General features: G+C 48.4%; 14 protein-coding genes. 7 read left to right on the forward strand and 7 right to left on the reverse strand.

Annotated features, from left to right (window positions below; translation table 11 throughout):
- Window positions 1-321 precede the first annotated feature (321 nt).
- On the forward strand, window positions 322-1128 hold the full coding sequence (locus tag AB7D94_RS12175) for a lipoate--protein ligase family protein (protein WP_420266158.1): 807 nt from the start codon (window positions 322-324) through the stop codon (window positions 1126-1128).
- On the opposite strand, the gene AB7D94_RS12180 is transcribed toward AB7D94_RS12175, so the two are convergent.
- Window positions 1025-2038: a hypothetical protein gene (locus AB7D94_RS12180; RefSeq protein ID WP_420266159.1), complete on the reverse strand. Its 1014-nt coding sequence runs from the start codon at window positions 2036-2038 to the stop codon at window positions 1025-1027. The two genes, AB7D94_RS12175 and AB7D94_RS12180, sit on opposite strands and share 104 nt — an antisense overlap.
- Before the next feature lie 8 nt (window positions 2039-2046).
- Window positions 2047-3996, reverse strand: coding sequence for an ATP-dependent helicase (locus AB7D94_RS12185; protein ID WP_420266160.1), 1950 nt, complete (start codon window positions 3994-3996; stop codon window positions 2047-2049).
- Between the two features lie 201 nt (window positions 3997-4197).
- Here AB7D94_RS12185 and AB7D94_RS12190 point away from each other — a divergent pair, with 201 nt between their 5' ends.
- The 4 genes from AB7D94_RS12190 to AB7D94_RS12205 all read left to right on the forward strand — a co-directional run bounded on the left by AB7D94_RS12190 (window position 4198) and on the right by AB7D94_RS12205 (window position 7360).
- Entirely contained in the window at window positions 4198-4824 is a 627-nt protein-coding gene (locus AB7D94_RS12190; protein ID WP_420266161.1) for an MEDS domain-containing protein, read from the forward strand.
- A 57-nt stretch (window positions 4825-4881) separates the two neighbouring features.
- Window positions 4882-5508 (forward strand): MEDS domain-containing protein, encoded by a 627-nt coding sequence (locus AB7D94_RS12195; RefSeq protein WP_420266162.1) that lies wholly within the window; start codon window positions 4882-4884, stop codon window positions 5506-5508.
- Window positions 5509-5512: 4 nt separating this feature from the next.
- Window positions 5513-6649 (forward strand): sensor histidine kinase, encoded by a 1137-nt coding sequence (locus tag AB7D94_RS12200; protein WP_420266163.1) that lies wholly within the window; start codon window positions 5513-5515, stop codon window positions 6647-6649.
- 111 nt (window positions 6650-6760) lie between these two features.
- The gene (locus AB7D94_RS12205) at window positions 6761-7360 is read left to right on the forward strand and encodes an MEDS domain-containing protein (RefSeq protein WP_420266164.1); all 600 of its coding nucleotides are present in this window, start codon (window positions 6761-6763) and stop codon (window positions 7358-7360) included.
- Window positions 7361-7396: 36 nt separating this feature from the next.
- Here AB7D94_RS12205 and phoU read toward each other — a convergent pair whose 3' ends face one another.
- Genes phoU through AB7D94_RS12225 form a run of 4 tightly spaced genes read right to left on the reverse strand, consistent with a single transcriptional unit; the run spans window position 7397 to window position 11037 of the window.
- Window positions 7397-8080 (reverse strand): phosphate signaling complex protein PhoU, encoded by a 684-nt coding sequence (phoU, locus tag AB7D94_RS12210; RefSeq protein ID WP_420266165.1) that lies wholly within the window; start codon window positions 8078-8080, stop codon window positions 7397-7399.
- Entirely contained in the window at window positions 8080-8871 is a 792-nt protein-coding gene (gene pstB, locus AB7D94_RS12215) for a phosphate ABC transporter ATP-binding protein PstB (protein ID WP_420266166.1), read from the reverse strand. The genes phoU and pstB overlap by 1 nt, the downstream gene beginning before the upstream one ends.
- A 40-nt stretch (window positions 8872-8911) precedes the next feature.
- The gene (locus AB7D94_RS12220) at window positions 8912-10336 is read right to left on the reverse strand and encodes an ATP-binding protein (protein WP_420266167.1); all 1425 of its coding nucleotides are present in this window, start codon (window positions 10334-10336) and stop codon (window positions 8912-8914) included.
- A complete protein-coding gene (locus AB7D94_RS12225) occupies window positions 10333-11037 on the reverse strand; it encodes a response regulator (RefSeq protein ID WP_420266168.1) in 705 nt (234 codons plus the stop codon). Before AB7D94_RS12225 ends, AB7D94_RS12220 begins: the two co-directional genes overlap by 4 nt.
- 717 nt (window positions 11038-11754) lie before the next feature.
- Between AB7D94_RS12225 and AB7D94_RS12230 the strand changes: the two genes are divergently transcribed.
- Together AB7D94_RS12230 and AB7D94_RS12235 are read left to right on the forward strand one after the other, a co-directional pair.
- Complete coding sequence (locus tag AB7D94_RS12230; RefSeq protein ID WP_420266169.1) at window positions 11755-12681, forward strand: DUF6765 family protein; 927 nt, start codon at window positions 11755-11757, stop codon at window positions 12679-12681.
- Window positions 12682-12709: 28 nt separating this feature from the next.
- Window positions 12710-13810, forward strand: coding sequence for an amidohydrolase family protein (locus tag AB7D94_RS12235; RefSeq protein ID WP_420266170.1), 1101 nt, complete (start codon window positions 12710-12712; stop codon window positions 13808-13810).
- A gap of 66 nt (window positions 13811-13876) precedes the next feature.
- Here the strand turns inward: AB7D94_RS12235 and AB7D94_RS12240 are convergent, their stop codons facing one another.
- Window positions 13877-14974, reverse strand: a complete 1098-nt coding sequence (locus tag AB7D94_RS12240) for a DHH family phosphoesterase (RefSeq protein WP_420266171.1) — start codon at window positions 14972-14974, stop codon at window positions 13877-13879.
- Window positions 14975-15099 lie beyond the last annotated feature (125 nt).

Here is a 15099-nt window from a genome sequence, read left to right on the forward strand (position 1 = left end):
CGCTTACCTGAAGGGGACTTTCACCCCTCTGACTATGCACACTCACAGGCGCACGTTTCCGGACAAGCCGGAATGACAGCCAAAGAAAAGTATTTTCTCTCCGTTCCTATTGTTCAACCACTTCGGATGGTCAAACGACAAGACGGGGGATTATCCCCCCGGAGAGAGTATACCTGAAGGGGACTTTCACCCCTCTGACTATGCACACTCACAGGCGCACGTTTCCAGATAAGACGGAATGACGGCAGGACAAGCCGGGTGGATACAATTTTTTGTCGTGGCGTGAGAATTTTTCTTTATGTGTGCTACAATGATTTTATAATGGAAACACAATATACCACCATGTGGAGATTGATAGAGTACTCAGCAGGCGATGCCGGTTTTAACATGGCGGCAGATGAGGCCGTTGCCCTGATGGTCGAATCCGGAGATTCCCCGCCGACGCTGAGGTTTTACGGTTGGACAGTCCCCTCGGTAACCATCGGGGCGTTTCAGCGCATCGCCAATATAAACACCGCAGTGTGCCAGACCCTGAATATCTCCGTTGTGCGAAGGCCCACGGGAGGGCGCGCAATCGTCCACGACGACGAGCTGACGTTTAGTTTTTCTACCGGCACACGCGCCGCACCATTTTCTGAGAGCCTGCTCTACAATTACACGACCATAGGGACGGCCTTTTTTCAGGCGTTTCAGCGTCTCGGACTTGACTGCGCAATAACACAAAGACGGCTCAAGCGGCAAGAGGCCAGCCCCGCCACCGCAAATCCCATGTGTTTTTCAGCAGCCTCATACAGCGAGATAACCATAGATGGAAGAAAAATCCTCGGCGCGGCTCAAAAGAGATACCGCGGCGCGTTGCTTGAGCAGGGGGCAATCCCCCTGTCAGTAAACCGCCCGCTGCTTTCGCAAGTATTTGGTAGCGGCACCACCGACAATGACACAGTTGCCGGACTCAGGGAGTTTGATGCGTCTATAACGCTGTCGTCGGTTCAGACTGCCGTGGTTGAGGCATTTGAGAAAGTATTTAATATACGCCTTCATCCGGGTCAACTTGCTGAGCAGGAGATGTCTCTGGCTCAGGAACTACTAAAGAAGTATCAATCGCCACAGTGGACATTTCGGAAATAGGAGGGGCGCTGCCTTGCCCTTCGACGCCAAAATAATAGGAAAACAACACGGCTACAAATAAAATCCCCATATAATACTGCACCGCCTGCACCAGTAAATGATATGGAAACACCATTACAGTGCCTATAACCGGTATCAGCGCAACGCCAAACACGCTGCCGGCAATCATTACATTAGCTGAAAAATAAATTACCACACAGAGCATATAAAACCCAAAGGCCGACGGGCGCTTAAAGATAAATCTGACGGCCTCGTTGGCGGCCTGTCCTGCCGTCACCCTTTTAAAGACTAATGCGGCGGTGCCGTAAATTGTTATGGCAAACGTCCCCGCAAAAAGGAAAAGAAATGTTACCGCGGCAACCATTACTGATAAAGTCGCCATAAACGTGGACAATGATTCGTTCATGCCTTCTAAAACATGTATAATAGATTTCAGAGGGAAGACCGAGGCCGCAAGCAGTAATAATATAGCAATCACCGCAGCCCCGACTATGGTGGTAAACCCAAGAACCGGCCCAAAGAACCGCTTGCCCTCTGAGAAAAACCCGCTCATCTGAAACCTGAATCCCTCATCTCTTATCCCCCCGGCAATCATCCCGCACGACCCGCCATATACATACAGGGCAACAAATGAGGCCGCCGTAATATACACTAAGACAATCGCGGCTATAACAACCGCCAACACCAAATACTTAGAGGACAACAGTTCGCCAACATTGTTGATATTAAGGTCTTTCAGCGAGGCCAGCATTCCCGTGCCAAACGCCAGCGCCGCCACTACAATCGGGATAATTAACACAATTACGAACCCTATGAACAGGGCATACGTGGCCGCCATTTTTACCGGCACAAGCAGTATGTTCTTGTTTGCCGCGTCAAATCCCTTATAAAATGTCTCTTTGTAAGTCATACGCCTCCCTAAACGATTTCTATCTCCTCAAACAGTCCACGTGGAATATCCTTTATAAACCTTGACGGCCGTATCAGGCCGGCATAAGAAGTATACGCGTAACACAGGTAAAGCTCATCGCACGCCCTTGTGAGGGCTACGTAAAAGAGGCGGCGTTCCTCCTCCTCGTCCCAGTTCTTGCCGGACTTAATTGAGGGAAACTGCCCGTCATTCAGGCCAATGACAAACACGGTCTTCCACTCCAGCCCCTTTGCCTGATGAATGGAGGACAGGACTACGTGCTCGTCTGTGCCCCCGCCTCCTGAATCAGCGGCGGCCATCGGTTGTTCTGACCCCTGAATAGCCATCTCACTGAGAAAGACATCTGTGGAGTTATACTTTACCGCGTACTCGCTTAGTTGGGTCAGGTCTCTTAGCCTGTTGTCGGCGTCAGGAAATGTGAGAAAGAGGTGTTTTTCATAACTGCCTTTAAGGGCGGTGTCAAGTGCCTCTGATGGGGCGTTAATCTTCCTCAGCTCGTCCAGACATTTCACAAGGACGGTGAAATGTTCTATGCCTTTTTTAGGTACAATCCTGCCTGCCGCGGCAACCCTGTCAAGCGGGTCAGCGGCCTCAATCAGGAATCTCCATATCTTGTCCGCGGTGGCGTTGCCAATACCGGGGAGCATTTTCAGCAGCCGCTTCCAACTGATCTCGTCACATGGGTTTGAGATTATCCTCAGATAGGCAAGGATGTCTTTTATGTGCGCCTGCTCAAAGAACTTCATGCCGGAGCGAACGTCGTATGGAATCCCCAGACGGGTAAGTTCCATCTGAACCTCCATAGATTGGTAATGTGAGCGGTAAAGGACGGCCATGCTGGAGAGGGAGCCGCCCTCGTCAATGGTATCCTTTATCATGGAGGCGACAAAGAGCGCCTGCTGCCGTGTGTCCTCAAGGGGGACAATGGCGGGAAGTTGCCCGCCCTCACGCACTGAGACAAGGTTTTTACAGAACTGCCGCCGGTTAGCCGCTATTGCGGCGTTTGCGGCGTTGAGGATTTGAGGTGTGCTTCGATAGTTGGTCGTCAGTTTAAAGATTTGGGCGTCGGGATATGTGTTTTGAAAGTTGAGGATATTTTCGAAATTAGCCCCCCTGAATGAAAAAATAGACTGTGCGTCATCCCCGACGGCCATGATATTGCGGTGATAGGATGACAGCAGCTCTACGACCTCCGCCTGAAGCGAATTGGTGTCCTGATATTCGTCAACGAGTACGTGCTGAAATCTCCGGCTATAGTAATCTCTGACATCTTCATGGTCTTTGAGCAGTGTTACCATGTTTTGCAGTATATCGTCAAAATCAACGAGATTGAGTTCTCTTTTTTTCTTTTCATAAAGCGCAATTACATCTAAGATTAACTGGATATTTGCCTCAAGGGCCGGAAATCGCTCCCTGATAACCGCCTCAGCGGTCTTTGAGGTGTTCCTCGTATATGAATGCAAATCTGTGAGAATGGAGGCCTTTGGCAAGAGCTGTGCGTCCTTGTGTGCCGCGGCCACACTGGTGCGGCAGGTGTCGAATAGGTCTTTGGTGTCGGTTCTATCCAGAATAGAAAACCCGTCTTTGTAGCCAATCACGCCCGCGTGGCGCTTGAGGATGAGGTTTCCTATGTGGTGAAAGGTACCCCCCCAAAGGGCTGCCACATCTGCGCCAATCAGAGAGGCTGCGCGCCTCATCATCTCCTTAGAGGCCTTATTCGTAAAGGTAAGCAGGAGGATATTAGATGGCAATACGCCGTTTTCAACAAGCCACGCCACACGGTAGGTCAAAGTGCGGGTCTTGCCCGTGCCAGCCCCGGCAAGGACAAGCATCGGGCCTCCGGCACAGGTGACGGCCTCAAGTTGCTGCCGGTTGAGTTCCTCGTCAAACCTCGTAGTGCGCGCTGACGGGGCTATGTGCAGTGTGTATTTCTTCATGGGATATAATACCATGATTCACCCCGTGACAGTTCAAAATAAATCCTGACTATCCTAAAGATGACCCAATATGGTATAATTAACCAGTAGTATATAGGCAGATATTCTAAAATGTTGGTGCGAGCTCCAGTTTGTAACTGATATATAACACAACGCCGCCTATGATGAATATAGGTGTGGAGGGATGTTAGGGAGGTTAAAATGGAAGCCGCAGACTATCAGGCAAATTACGGATTTACGAGGGAAACCTTCCCGCTTGGAACTCATATGTGCTACATTTATAACGATGAGGCTGAGCGCAAGATGGTCATTGAGAAATATCTTAAGAGCGGCCTTTCGGCGAACGAGAAGGTTGTAGCCTTACTGGACGTGGAAACTGAGGCCGAAATAGATGATTATCTCAGGGAAATTGGACTTATTGCTGACGAACATAGAAAAAGCGGCCAACTCGTTATAAAGAATCAGATGGAGGCCTACTGTCCCGACGGCAGGTTCGAAACGCAGCGCATGATTGAGAATTTAAAAGAGATTTATCATCTTGGAATGGGAGAGGGATATGCGGCGGTGCGCGCAACAGGTGAGCCTTCGTGGATTCATAGGGGTGTGCCCGGCTCCGAACATTGGCGCGAATATGAGTTGGAGCTTAACCGTCTCGTCCTGGACTGCCCCTTCAGCGGCCTTCTTTGCAGATTCGACGCAAGGATGTTTAGCGGGGCTTTGCTTTATGATGTTTTAAGTGTCCATCCGTTAATAGTTGTCAGGGGGCAGGTTTTAAAGAATCCATATTACATAAGTCCAGAGGAATTGAGATCGAAACAGGGGGCTTGATCTCATGGATATTCCCAGAAAGCTGACAGAAATGTGTGAATGATGGAGGGGTTAATTATGGAAACCGAAGCGTATAAGGCAAATTTCGGGTTTACGAGGGAAACATTCCCGCTTGGAACTCACATGTGCTATATTTATGACGATGAGGCCGAGCGCAAGATGGTAATTGAGAAGTATCTGCAGAGCGGCATTTCGGCGAGGGAGAAGGTTGTAGCCTTGCTGGACGTGGAAACAGAGGCCGATATAGATGATTGCATGAAAGAGATGGGACTTTCTGTTGATGAGCAGAGGAGAACCGGCCAACTCGTTATAAAAAATCAGATGGAGGCCTACTGCCCCGACGGCAGGTTCGAGACTCAGGGCATGTTGGAGAGGTTAAGAGGGGTTTATAATCTCGGAATGGAAGAGGGATACGCGGCAGTGCGCGCAACAGGTGAGCCTTCATGGATCCATCACGGTGTGCCGGGGTCCGACCATTGGCTTGAATATGAATCCGAACTTAACAATCTCGTCCTGGACTATCCCTTCAGCGGCCTTCTCTGCAGATTCGACGCAAAAAAGTATGGTGGGGCGTTGCTTTATGATGTCTTAAGTGTCCATCCTTTAATGGTTGTCAGGGGGCAGGTCGTAAGAAATCCATACTACATGACTTCAGCCGAATTGAGATTGAGAGGGAGAATTTAATCTTATGGAATCCCCACTGATTAGGGCAGATATTCTGGGAAAGCTGATAGTTATTCAGGATGTTCTTGAGATGATGCCGGGCATAAAAGAGATGGCTGAATTTCTGAGCAGGCCGGTGCTGAGCATTCCTGGGATATTTGACTTTTTTTTATGTTCTGACGACTTCAAAAACATAAACTGCTCAGGCTGTGGGGTCGGAAATTATAACTGTGAATGCCTGATGGAGAAAAAACGCGGGATAAGTGCAATTCCCATGAGGACTCTCAACCATGTATATGGTTTTGTAATATTGAAGTTGAACGACCCTGAGCAGTTTGCACCTTATGAGCCATTTATAAGAAATATATGCAACATTCTGGCAAGGACAATCGAAAACAGAGATAACATGATAAAAATAACAGAGGCCAACGATGAACTTGAACAATACAAAAAGCATCTTGAAAAAAAGGTGGAAGAGCGCACCGCTAAACTTCAACAATCTGAGGCACAAATAAGGGTACAGCTTGATGAAAAGGTGCTGCTTCTGCATGAAATCAACCACAGGGTGAAGAACAATTTAGCGATTATTGCCTCTCTCCTGAAAATACAAATGAGCTATATTAACGACGAAGCTAACAAAAATGTACTTAAAGAAACGGAAAGCCGCGTAAGGGCTATGGCGCTTATCCACGATATGTTATACCGCTTTGAGGATGTAACCAATATAGATTTCAAGATTTATATTGAGAAACTTGTAAGACACCTGCAAAATATATACTCCTCAGAACTGAGAAATGTTAAACTCAATCTGGATGTCCGTGATGTTTCTTTAGAAATAAAACGGTCGGTGCCGTGCGGCCTCCTGATTAACGAACTGCTGACCAATGCGGTTAAGTATGCCTTTCCGAATGGAAGAAAGGGCGAAATATGGTTAACCATGCGTACTTTGCCCGAAAATAATATTGAGATAATTGTCAGAGATGACGGCGTAGGCGTTCCTTTGGATATGGACATTAGAAGTAACGATTCAATGGGTTTTAGTCTGGTAACCGGCTTAGCCGAGGGGCAGCTTGGCGGCAAAATAGAATTAATAAGTAACCATGGTACGGAAATAATAGTACGCTTTGAGCGCGAAGGGCTGGACGTAAGCAGACCTTACTAAGGAGTACAGAAATCCCTCCGGCATTCGATGTATTACCATGCCCTACCCTCAGGCTGTCTAAAATAAATTAGATATATTAAAACAGAAATGTTAGAATGTGTATAGGACGATATGTTGAAAGCATCCAAACAGGAGATAAGCTTCGGGTTTACGAAAGAGACCTTCAGGCACGGGGTTCACATGTGCCACGTATATAACGATGACGCCGAGCGCGATATGGTGTTAGAGAAGTTTGTGACAAGCGGCTTATCGGCAAACGAGAAGGTCATAGTCCTCGCAGACGCTGATACGCCCGCGGAGATAGACGGATACCTTGCGGGTATCGGGCTGTTTGTAGATAAAGAGAGAAAAACCGGCCAGTTCGTGATAGATTATTTCGTAAGGGCATATAGTCTGGACGGCAGATTCGACGCGCAACAGATGATTAAGAGATGGAAGGGATATTGTGCGCAAGCACAGGAGGAGGGTTACACGGCAGTGCGCGTGGCTGCTGAGGCCCTGTGCCGTCAGATGCGCGTGCCCGGATCTGAGCAATGGGACGACTATGAGGCAAGGCTTGACAAGCTCGTCTGTGTCTATCCCTTCAGCGGTATCCTCTGCCAGTACGACGCGTCGCTGTACTGCGGCAAGCTCATCCTGGACATCATAAGCGCCCACCCGTTAATGGTCGTGCGGGGACAGATTGTAAAGAATCCATACTACATTAGCTGAACAGAAATGGATTATTGATGACCCTGCTAAACAGGTTTAATCAGACGGTTTAGGCGGTTGCCCTGTGACGTCGGCCAGGTGCCTGATCATCCGGCCATCCACCATGTAGATAATCATCTCGGCAATGTTTGTGGCGTGGTCGCCGATGCGCTCAATGTTTCTTGATATATATATCAACTGGCTTGCGTGTATGACGTTTCCTTGTTCTTTTGTCATTACCAGCATCAGCTCGTTGACGACAGAGGCGTTGAGGTCGTCAACCTCTTCGTCCCGTTCAATAACGTCTTTGGCCAGCGCCTTATCTTCATTAACAAACGAATCAATGGCGTCTTTGACCATGCGCTGGACAATCTCGCGCATCCTGGAGAGGTCTGAGTATGCCCTCATGGGACTTGCCTCAGAGAGTTTCAGGGCACGCTCGGCAATATTTACGGCGTGGTCAGCTATGCGCTCAAGGTCTGTGGTTATCTTCATCCCCGTAGTTATAAAGCGCAGGTCCCTGCCCACGGGCTGCCTCCTCGCTATGAGCCTTATGCACTCCTCGTCTATTTGCACGTCGTATGTGTTTATCAGGAGGTCTGCCGCAATTACCGCGTTGGCAATGGAAGGCTCCTGAGTAACAAGCGCCCTGACGCTGTCCCTTATGGACACCTCAACCAAGGAGGCCATTTTTAATATCATCTCCTTTAGGTGTTTGAGTTCGTTGTCCCGAATCGCCATTAGCCGAACCTTCCCGATATGTAGTCCTCTGTGAGTTTATTGGATGGATTTGTGAATATCATATCCGTACTGCCGAATTCGATTAGCTCCCCAAGCATCATAAACCCCGTGAAATCGCTCATCCTCGCTGCCTGCTGCATGTTGTGCGTAACGACGAGGATGGTGACGGTCTCCTTCAGCTCAACGGCAAGCTCCTCGATCTTAGAAGTAGATATAGGATCAAGGGCGGAGGTTGGCTCATCGAAAAGCAGCACCTCCGGGCTTACCGCAAGGGCACGCGCAATGACAAGTCGCTGCTGCTGCCCACCGGAGAGCGTATAGGCGCTTTCGTGGAGCTTGTGCTTTACCTCATCCCACAGGGCGGCCTGCCTGATGGCGGACTCAACATGGTCACTTAACTCACCCTTCTTTCTGATCCCTCTGAGTCTGAGGCCGTAGGCAATGTTGTCAAATATAGACATGGGAAATGGAGTCGGCTTTTGAAATACCATCCCTATGCGGCTGCGTAAATCTATAACGTCTATATCGTCGGCAAGGATGTTTACGCTGTTAAAGACGATCTCACCCTCGTAGCGGCTTCCCGGGTAGAGGTCGTGCATCCTGTTAAAACACCTCAGCAGTGTCGTCTTGCCGCAGCCGGACGGCCCGATAAGCGCCGTTACCGCGTTGTGGTGAACCGGCACGTTTATGTTTTTTAACGCCTGTATGTTGCCCGCGTAATAAAAATTCAGGCCCTTTACATCTATCGCGGCCCCGCTTAGTACGTCAGCGCCCGCCTCATCAACCGCCATTGTCATTCCATCACCTTATATAAATATTTATAAAAAAGCACTACCTGCCGACAATAACTTTAATCGTCGTACCCGAACCTTCCTCGCTTTCGATTTTCATCTCCCAGTCATGGGCCTTTACTATATGTTTAACTATGGCAAGGCCAAGCCCTGTGCCTCCCAGTTCCCTTGAGCGCGACGGGTCAACCCTATAAAATCTCTCCCCAAGCCTCGAAAGACAACGTTTGGGGATGCCACAGCCCGTGTCTCTGACAAAGAAGAAGTGCCGCCGTTCATCAATGCAGAAACCGACTTCTATGCCGCCCTTCTGTGTAAACTTAATGGCGTTGTCTATTATGTTCAGCAGCACCTGGATTACCCTGTCGCGGTCGGCGTTCAGGGTTAGGCGGCTGTTCAGGGATTTGTCGCATTTTGTGTCCGTAGAGCGCCTTATGTAAAGCCCCCTGGACTCGGCACTACCCCTTAGTGTCTCAATTACGTCGTCAATTATCTCTGAGAAATCTATCTCGGTCTTTTGTAATTTCACAACACCCAGCTCTATCTTTGATATAGTCATCAGGTCATCAACAAGCCTGTTGAGGCGCTCACTGTGAAATATAATGATCTTTAAGAATTTAATGCTGTCTTCCCTGTCCTCTATCGCACCCTCTATGAGCGTCTCCGCAAAACCCCTGATTGCCGTCACAGGGGTCTTTATCTCGTGTGAGACATTCGCCACGAAGTCCTTTCTCATCGTCTCAAGTTTCTTTAGTTCTGTGATGTCGTGAAACAGGATGACCACGCCCGTGAGGTCATTTTTCTTATAAAATGGATACATTCGCACCTGCATATATTTCTCAAACGGATACTCAAGAAATATCTCCCCGCATTCGGTCTTATCGTATTTCTTCACGTTATCAAGCATCGTAATAAGCTCAGAGCTTCTGATGATTTCAATGAGGGGTTTATTTTTAATCGGCCCCTTGTAGTTGAAAAACTCTGAGGCGTTGTCGTTGACGTAGACGAGTTCGTTCTTGTTGTCAATGATGGCGAGGGCATCGGGGATGCTCTCAAGGATGGCGTTCAGTTGGGAGCGTTCCTCTTCGGTACGGGCGAATTTTTCGTTCAGCCTTCGTGTAACATCGTTGAGGGAATTATATACGCCGGCAAGGTCGGGATAGTCCTCAAAAAACACCTTGTCGGTAATAGCCCCTTTTGAGACCATCTCTGAAAACTGCTCTATTTCCTTCAGGAATTTCTCCTTCTTTCTGTAATCCCGAAAGATGAAGCTGACCGTTACAACTGAGCCCAGAAAGGAAAAGGCAAAAAATGCGTATGTCAGGTGGGCGGATAAGTTGGACTGAATCTCTGTGGCCAGAACCACGCTCTTTACGTAGAATGAGGCGATTAAATAAAACGCGGCGATGGAGAAAATCATTAGGGCATACACCACCCCCACGCGCAGGATTAGCCGTTTAAGGTTCACGCGCCGTCCTCAAAGTAGTAGCCGATGCCGCGTCGGGTCTTTATATAAACAGGATTCGATGAGTCCTCTTCTATCTGTTCTCTCAGGCGGCGGATGTGGACATCCACGGTTCGAGGCTCTACAAAGGCCTCGTCTTTCCAGACCGCGTCAAGGAGCATGTCGCGCGACAGTACCTTGCCCTTCCTCTGAATCAGGTAGAGGAGGAGTTTAAACTCCGTAGCGCTGAGTTTTACAGCAGCACCCTTCTTTTGTACCTTGTACGTGTCAGTGTCTATTTCTATATCGCCGATTTTGATGGTTTTCAGTAACGGCTCTACGGCGGCCTTTTCGCGGGTACGCCGCAGCACGGCCTTGACGCGCGCCGTCAGCTCGCGTATGCTGAACGGTTTCGTAATATAATCGTCGGCACCCATCTCAAGGCCAAGCACCTTGTCAAACACCTCAGACTTGGACGTTACCATGATGATTGGAACGGCGGCGGTCTCATCAGAGGACTTGAGGATTTTACACAGGTCAATACCCTGAATACCGGGAAGCATCAGGTCAAGGATTATCAAATCAAACCGCTGTTCCCTGATTTTATTCAGCCCGTCCTCACCGTTAAAAGACGGCGTGACATGAAAACCCTCTTTAGCCAGGTTATACGATATCAGCTCGACAATGTCTTTTTCGTCATCAACGACGATTATCTTCTTTTTCATCCGTGCCATCTCCCGCATAGTTTCACACAAATCAGATGATTTTTGCAAATCAGCACAAGGCCGCAGACGCTGGCAGACACCACGGGCGCAGAAAAAAAACACCTGCACGGTACATACAGTGAACTTCAACGCGGTTAAAAAATATACTTAACAAATCATGCTAAACAGCGATACAGTCGCTTTTTTCGAACAGGCTCCTTACATAAACAGGACAGACTTCGTAGATTTTACTCTGGCACATCTTCATATTAACACAGGCAAGACAATCAGCGGAACAAGCCCTTTCCCTATTACACTCCTTACTCAACATTTCAAAGTATGGACACATAAGTTCTCTCCTCCATAACTCAAGTCTGCACTCTCGCCTGACACCCCACGCTCAATACTAACATGCCCCATGTTACAGTAGAATGAACGTTATGTTACATTTTGATTACAAAAAAAATATACATGGGGGATATGCCCGGAGACCTTGCGCTATGTGTAATGAATGGCAGATGAATGGAATTGCCTACCATAAAATGGTATCCAACTCCATAGTTTTGGCCGATATTGTAAGGGCATAATTTTTATAATATCCTTATAATACATAGCGTTAGCAGTGCTGAAATCTTTGGCACGGATATTGCGGTATATACGCTATCCCATGCACATGGGAGGGGGACAGCGGGCATAGTCCGCGTTATCTAAAAAACATAAACAGCAAGGGAGAACGACATGGAAAAAGACTTTCACTATGACATTATTTATTCAATTGCAAAGTTAACTAAATTCATGAACCCGGAAATCATCGCCTACGCATCGCAATTCGTAGATGACAACAACGAGAGATGGCTTGGTGATGACATCCCCTTCCCCGAAAAAATCCCGTACCCAACCGGCGGCCATTACTTCCCGATTATGACCCAGTCAATGTCGGTGCTATCTGTTGACCCGTATATTCAGAAGTTCGTTTACATACCCTTTCATTTCCTTCCGGGAGATGATGCTGCCCTCACGATTGGCGGGATGACGAACACGTTAAGTACTACGCCAAATTCTTCGAATGCCCAATTTTTACTAAACAATGCCCTGGCAAGCATGAATCCCTATAAAGTAGGAATAGCCTTACACACGTTTGCCGATACATGGTCACATCAGAATTTTACAGGGATGCAGGAAGACTGGAACGTTGTGGATACTCATAATTTGAAAAAATATGTTATTCCCGCTATCGGCCACGCTCAGGCCGCCCATTCCCCTGATGTCATTTCCGAGACATGGACAGATCACCGGCTGGGCAGACAAATTGTCAACGCAGACAGGGCGTTAGACGCGATAGAGAAAATCTATACGGCTATGAGGAGTATAACCAACGCCGGTACTAACTGGGCTGCTATACAACCACGATATGAAGCCATTGTCAGAGCCAGCGATTTCAACAGCAGAACTGCGGCGGTTGCCAAATTAGTAGCCGATGAGTGTAACAACGAAGCAGTCCCTGCATACGACAGAAACGCATGGGTTGGAGCAGTATTGCAAAGGAGCGGGTTAAGCATTGAGTTCAAACCTGGGGTCACTCTAAAAAACACGAACTGGTATCAGTTCAATCAGGCGGCCAAGGAGCAGTTGTCAATCGTGTTAGGCCTGATTAAGGACCTGTAAACCGGTTATAACTTTGCACGGAGGACATATGAGAATTGATATGCACTGTCATGTCGTTGGCAACGGCAAGGCTATGGACGATACCGATGTGTTTTTTAACCCGGATAGCAGCCCGAATTGGTTTACGCGAATCTTATACGCGATGATAGAACACAACCTGGCAAACTCCGGTGCCAAACTAAGCGGCGGTGAGGAGATAAAAGCCGACGACTATTTTAAATTTATGACCGAAACCCTCGCGCAATCTAAGGAGATTGACAGTATAGTCCTCCTTGCTATGGACGCCCCCTATGACCCCGCTACTCATCAGCGCATGGACGCGATAACCACACTCTATGTGTCAAATCATTATTTATACGATAAGGTGAAGAAGCTCAACGAGGCGCTGACTAAGCAAGGGGCGGTAAATAAGCGCTTTTATTTCGGCGCGTCGGTAAATCCGAACAGGGCGGACTGGAAAAAAGAGATTGATTACGTCATCAACGAAACCGACGCGGTGCTTATGAAGTGGATACCGTCAGTTCAACTCATCCACGTAGAGGGCAGTCACGAGGAGTACTATAAGACACTGGCAGAAAGTGGGCTGCCGCTGCTGTGCCATATCGGACCGGAGTATTCCTTCCCGGAGGGGGTGCGGGATATTGACAGGAGCAGGCTGGACCCAAGCAAGGACCTTGACCGGTTTGGGTTATTAATCAAGCCGGTTTCCTGTGGGGTGAAGGTGATTGCGGCGCACTGCGCCTCTCCCGTATTTCCGCTCATTGATAGGGACGAAACGCTCAGGTTTTATGATTTTATGAGGGCAATGAACACAGGCGGCAAGGTGAGGCTCTGGTCTGATACGTCGGCCTTGTCGCTGTCAACGCGCATCCCGTTCTTACGTGAAATAGTGGAAAACTTCCCGCCGGAGTGGCTGCTTAACGGCTCTGATTTCCCGATTCCGATAGATGCCTCGGCTCATATGCCATTGGTAACATACAAAATGACCCCCAAGGACTATTCTGAGATACTGAAACTTACAAACCCGCTTGATAAGGACATAAGAATCAAGGCGGCCCACGGCTTCAAAAACGATGTCATCTTTGGAAATACAGAACAGGTGCTTCGTATGCCACTTCCAAAGCCATAAAAGGGCGTTGCAGGGCGGGGGCAATACCCCCGCCTTTCTGCCGGTTGATTTCAAAAGAAAAATTCGTTATGTCATATCGAAGGCGCTTTTTTCTGTATCGCCGCCGTCGTGGTCTCTGACGTTGGCTTGCTCGCTGACGCTTAGCTCTTCAAGGATAAGATGGTCCATTTTGCGTTTCACAAGGGAAATCAACTCGCCCTTTAGTTCATCTCCTGCCCAAAACCCCGATGGCAGTTTAATAAACGCCCCACCTTCGGCAACCCCCACGGCCGATGTCTTAACGCCGCTGTTTTTGCCGAAACGTTCGGCCAAAAAATCATGAAATGACATGGAAGGGTCAGTGCACCTGGCCGAGATCCTTACAACAGCGTTATCAACGATACCCCATGTGATGGCCATCTGAATTTCGGGCATCCTTATGAGGCTGTCGGCTATGATTGCCAGTTGGTCGGCGTCTTTAGACGATACGAAGCCAATGCCGGTTACCAGCCTTCCCTCTTTCATCTTCCAGTTATTAACGGCCTCCCTGAAGTGCTCAAAGAAGCGCTGTGGGAGGGGATAGCTTTGCAGTTGGCGAAATAGCTCTTTGTCCGCAAACTCAAGCAGCCTGGAGTACGCAATTACATCCCGTTCGGTGGCATTTATCAGCATCTTTGTGTCAGTGAACACGGCAAGCGCTCCAAGTGTAGCCTCTTTGCTGTTTCTGGGCAGTATATAGTTCATCGCAAAGAGAATCTCGGTAAGCAGGGTAGTTGCCGCACCCACTCTGTCAATCAGGGTAAATCCGTTTTCGTCATATTCCACCCTTGTCTTAGAGTCCGTATCATGGTGGTCAATTATGATTATTGGGGCTATGACGCGCCCCATAAGACGCGAATCGCTTACCTGAGACGAGTCAACAAGCGCGCAGGACCTGACCTCCTTAGGCATCTCCTTGATAGGAAACATGATTGAGCCAAGGTCAAACACTGTAAACATCGTACGGTTTTGAGGATGGCCGAAGTGTCCGCAGTAGTATATTGTCACCTCTTTGCCAAGATTCATGGCTATATAGCGCAAGAGCATCGCCGAGCCGATTGCGTCCGGGTCAACCTGGGTTATCACTATCGGCAGCGCCGTCAGGCCCTCTATCGTCTTTTTTAGTTGTTCTGTCCTTTCTATCATTAGTCCCCACCTCGTTTTACAGTCTGCAAGTCATAATTATACAACATATTGATTTTACATTGCCATTAGTAACCCAAGCTCCGATATAGAAATTTGCACCTATTGATAAAAGGGTTTTTGAAAGC

Source organism: Candidatus Magnetominusculus dajiuhuensis (assembly GCF_046044395.1).
GTDB classification, from domain to species: Bacteria; Nitrospirota; Thermodesulfovibrionia; order Thermodesulfovibrionales; family Magnetobacteriaceae; genus Magnetominusculus; species Magnetominusculus dajiuhuensis.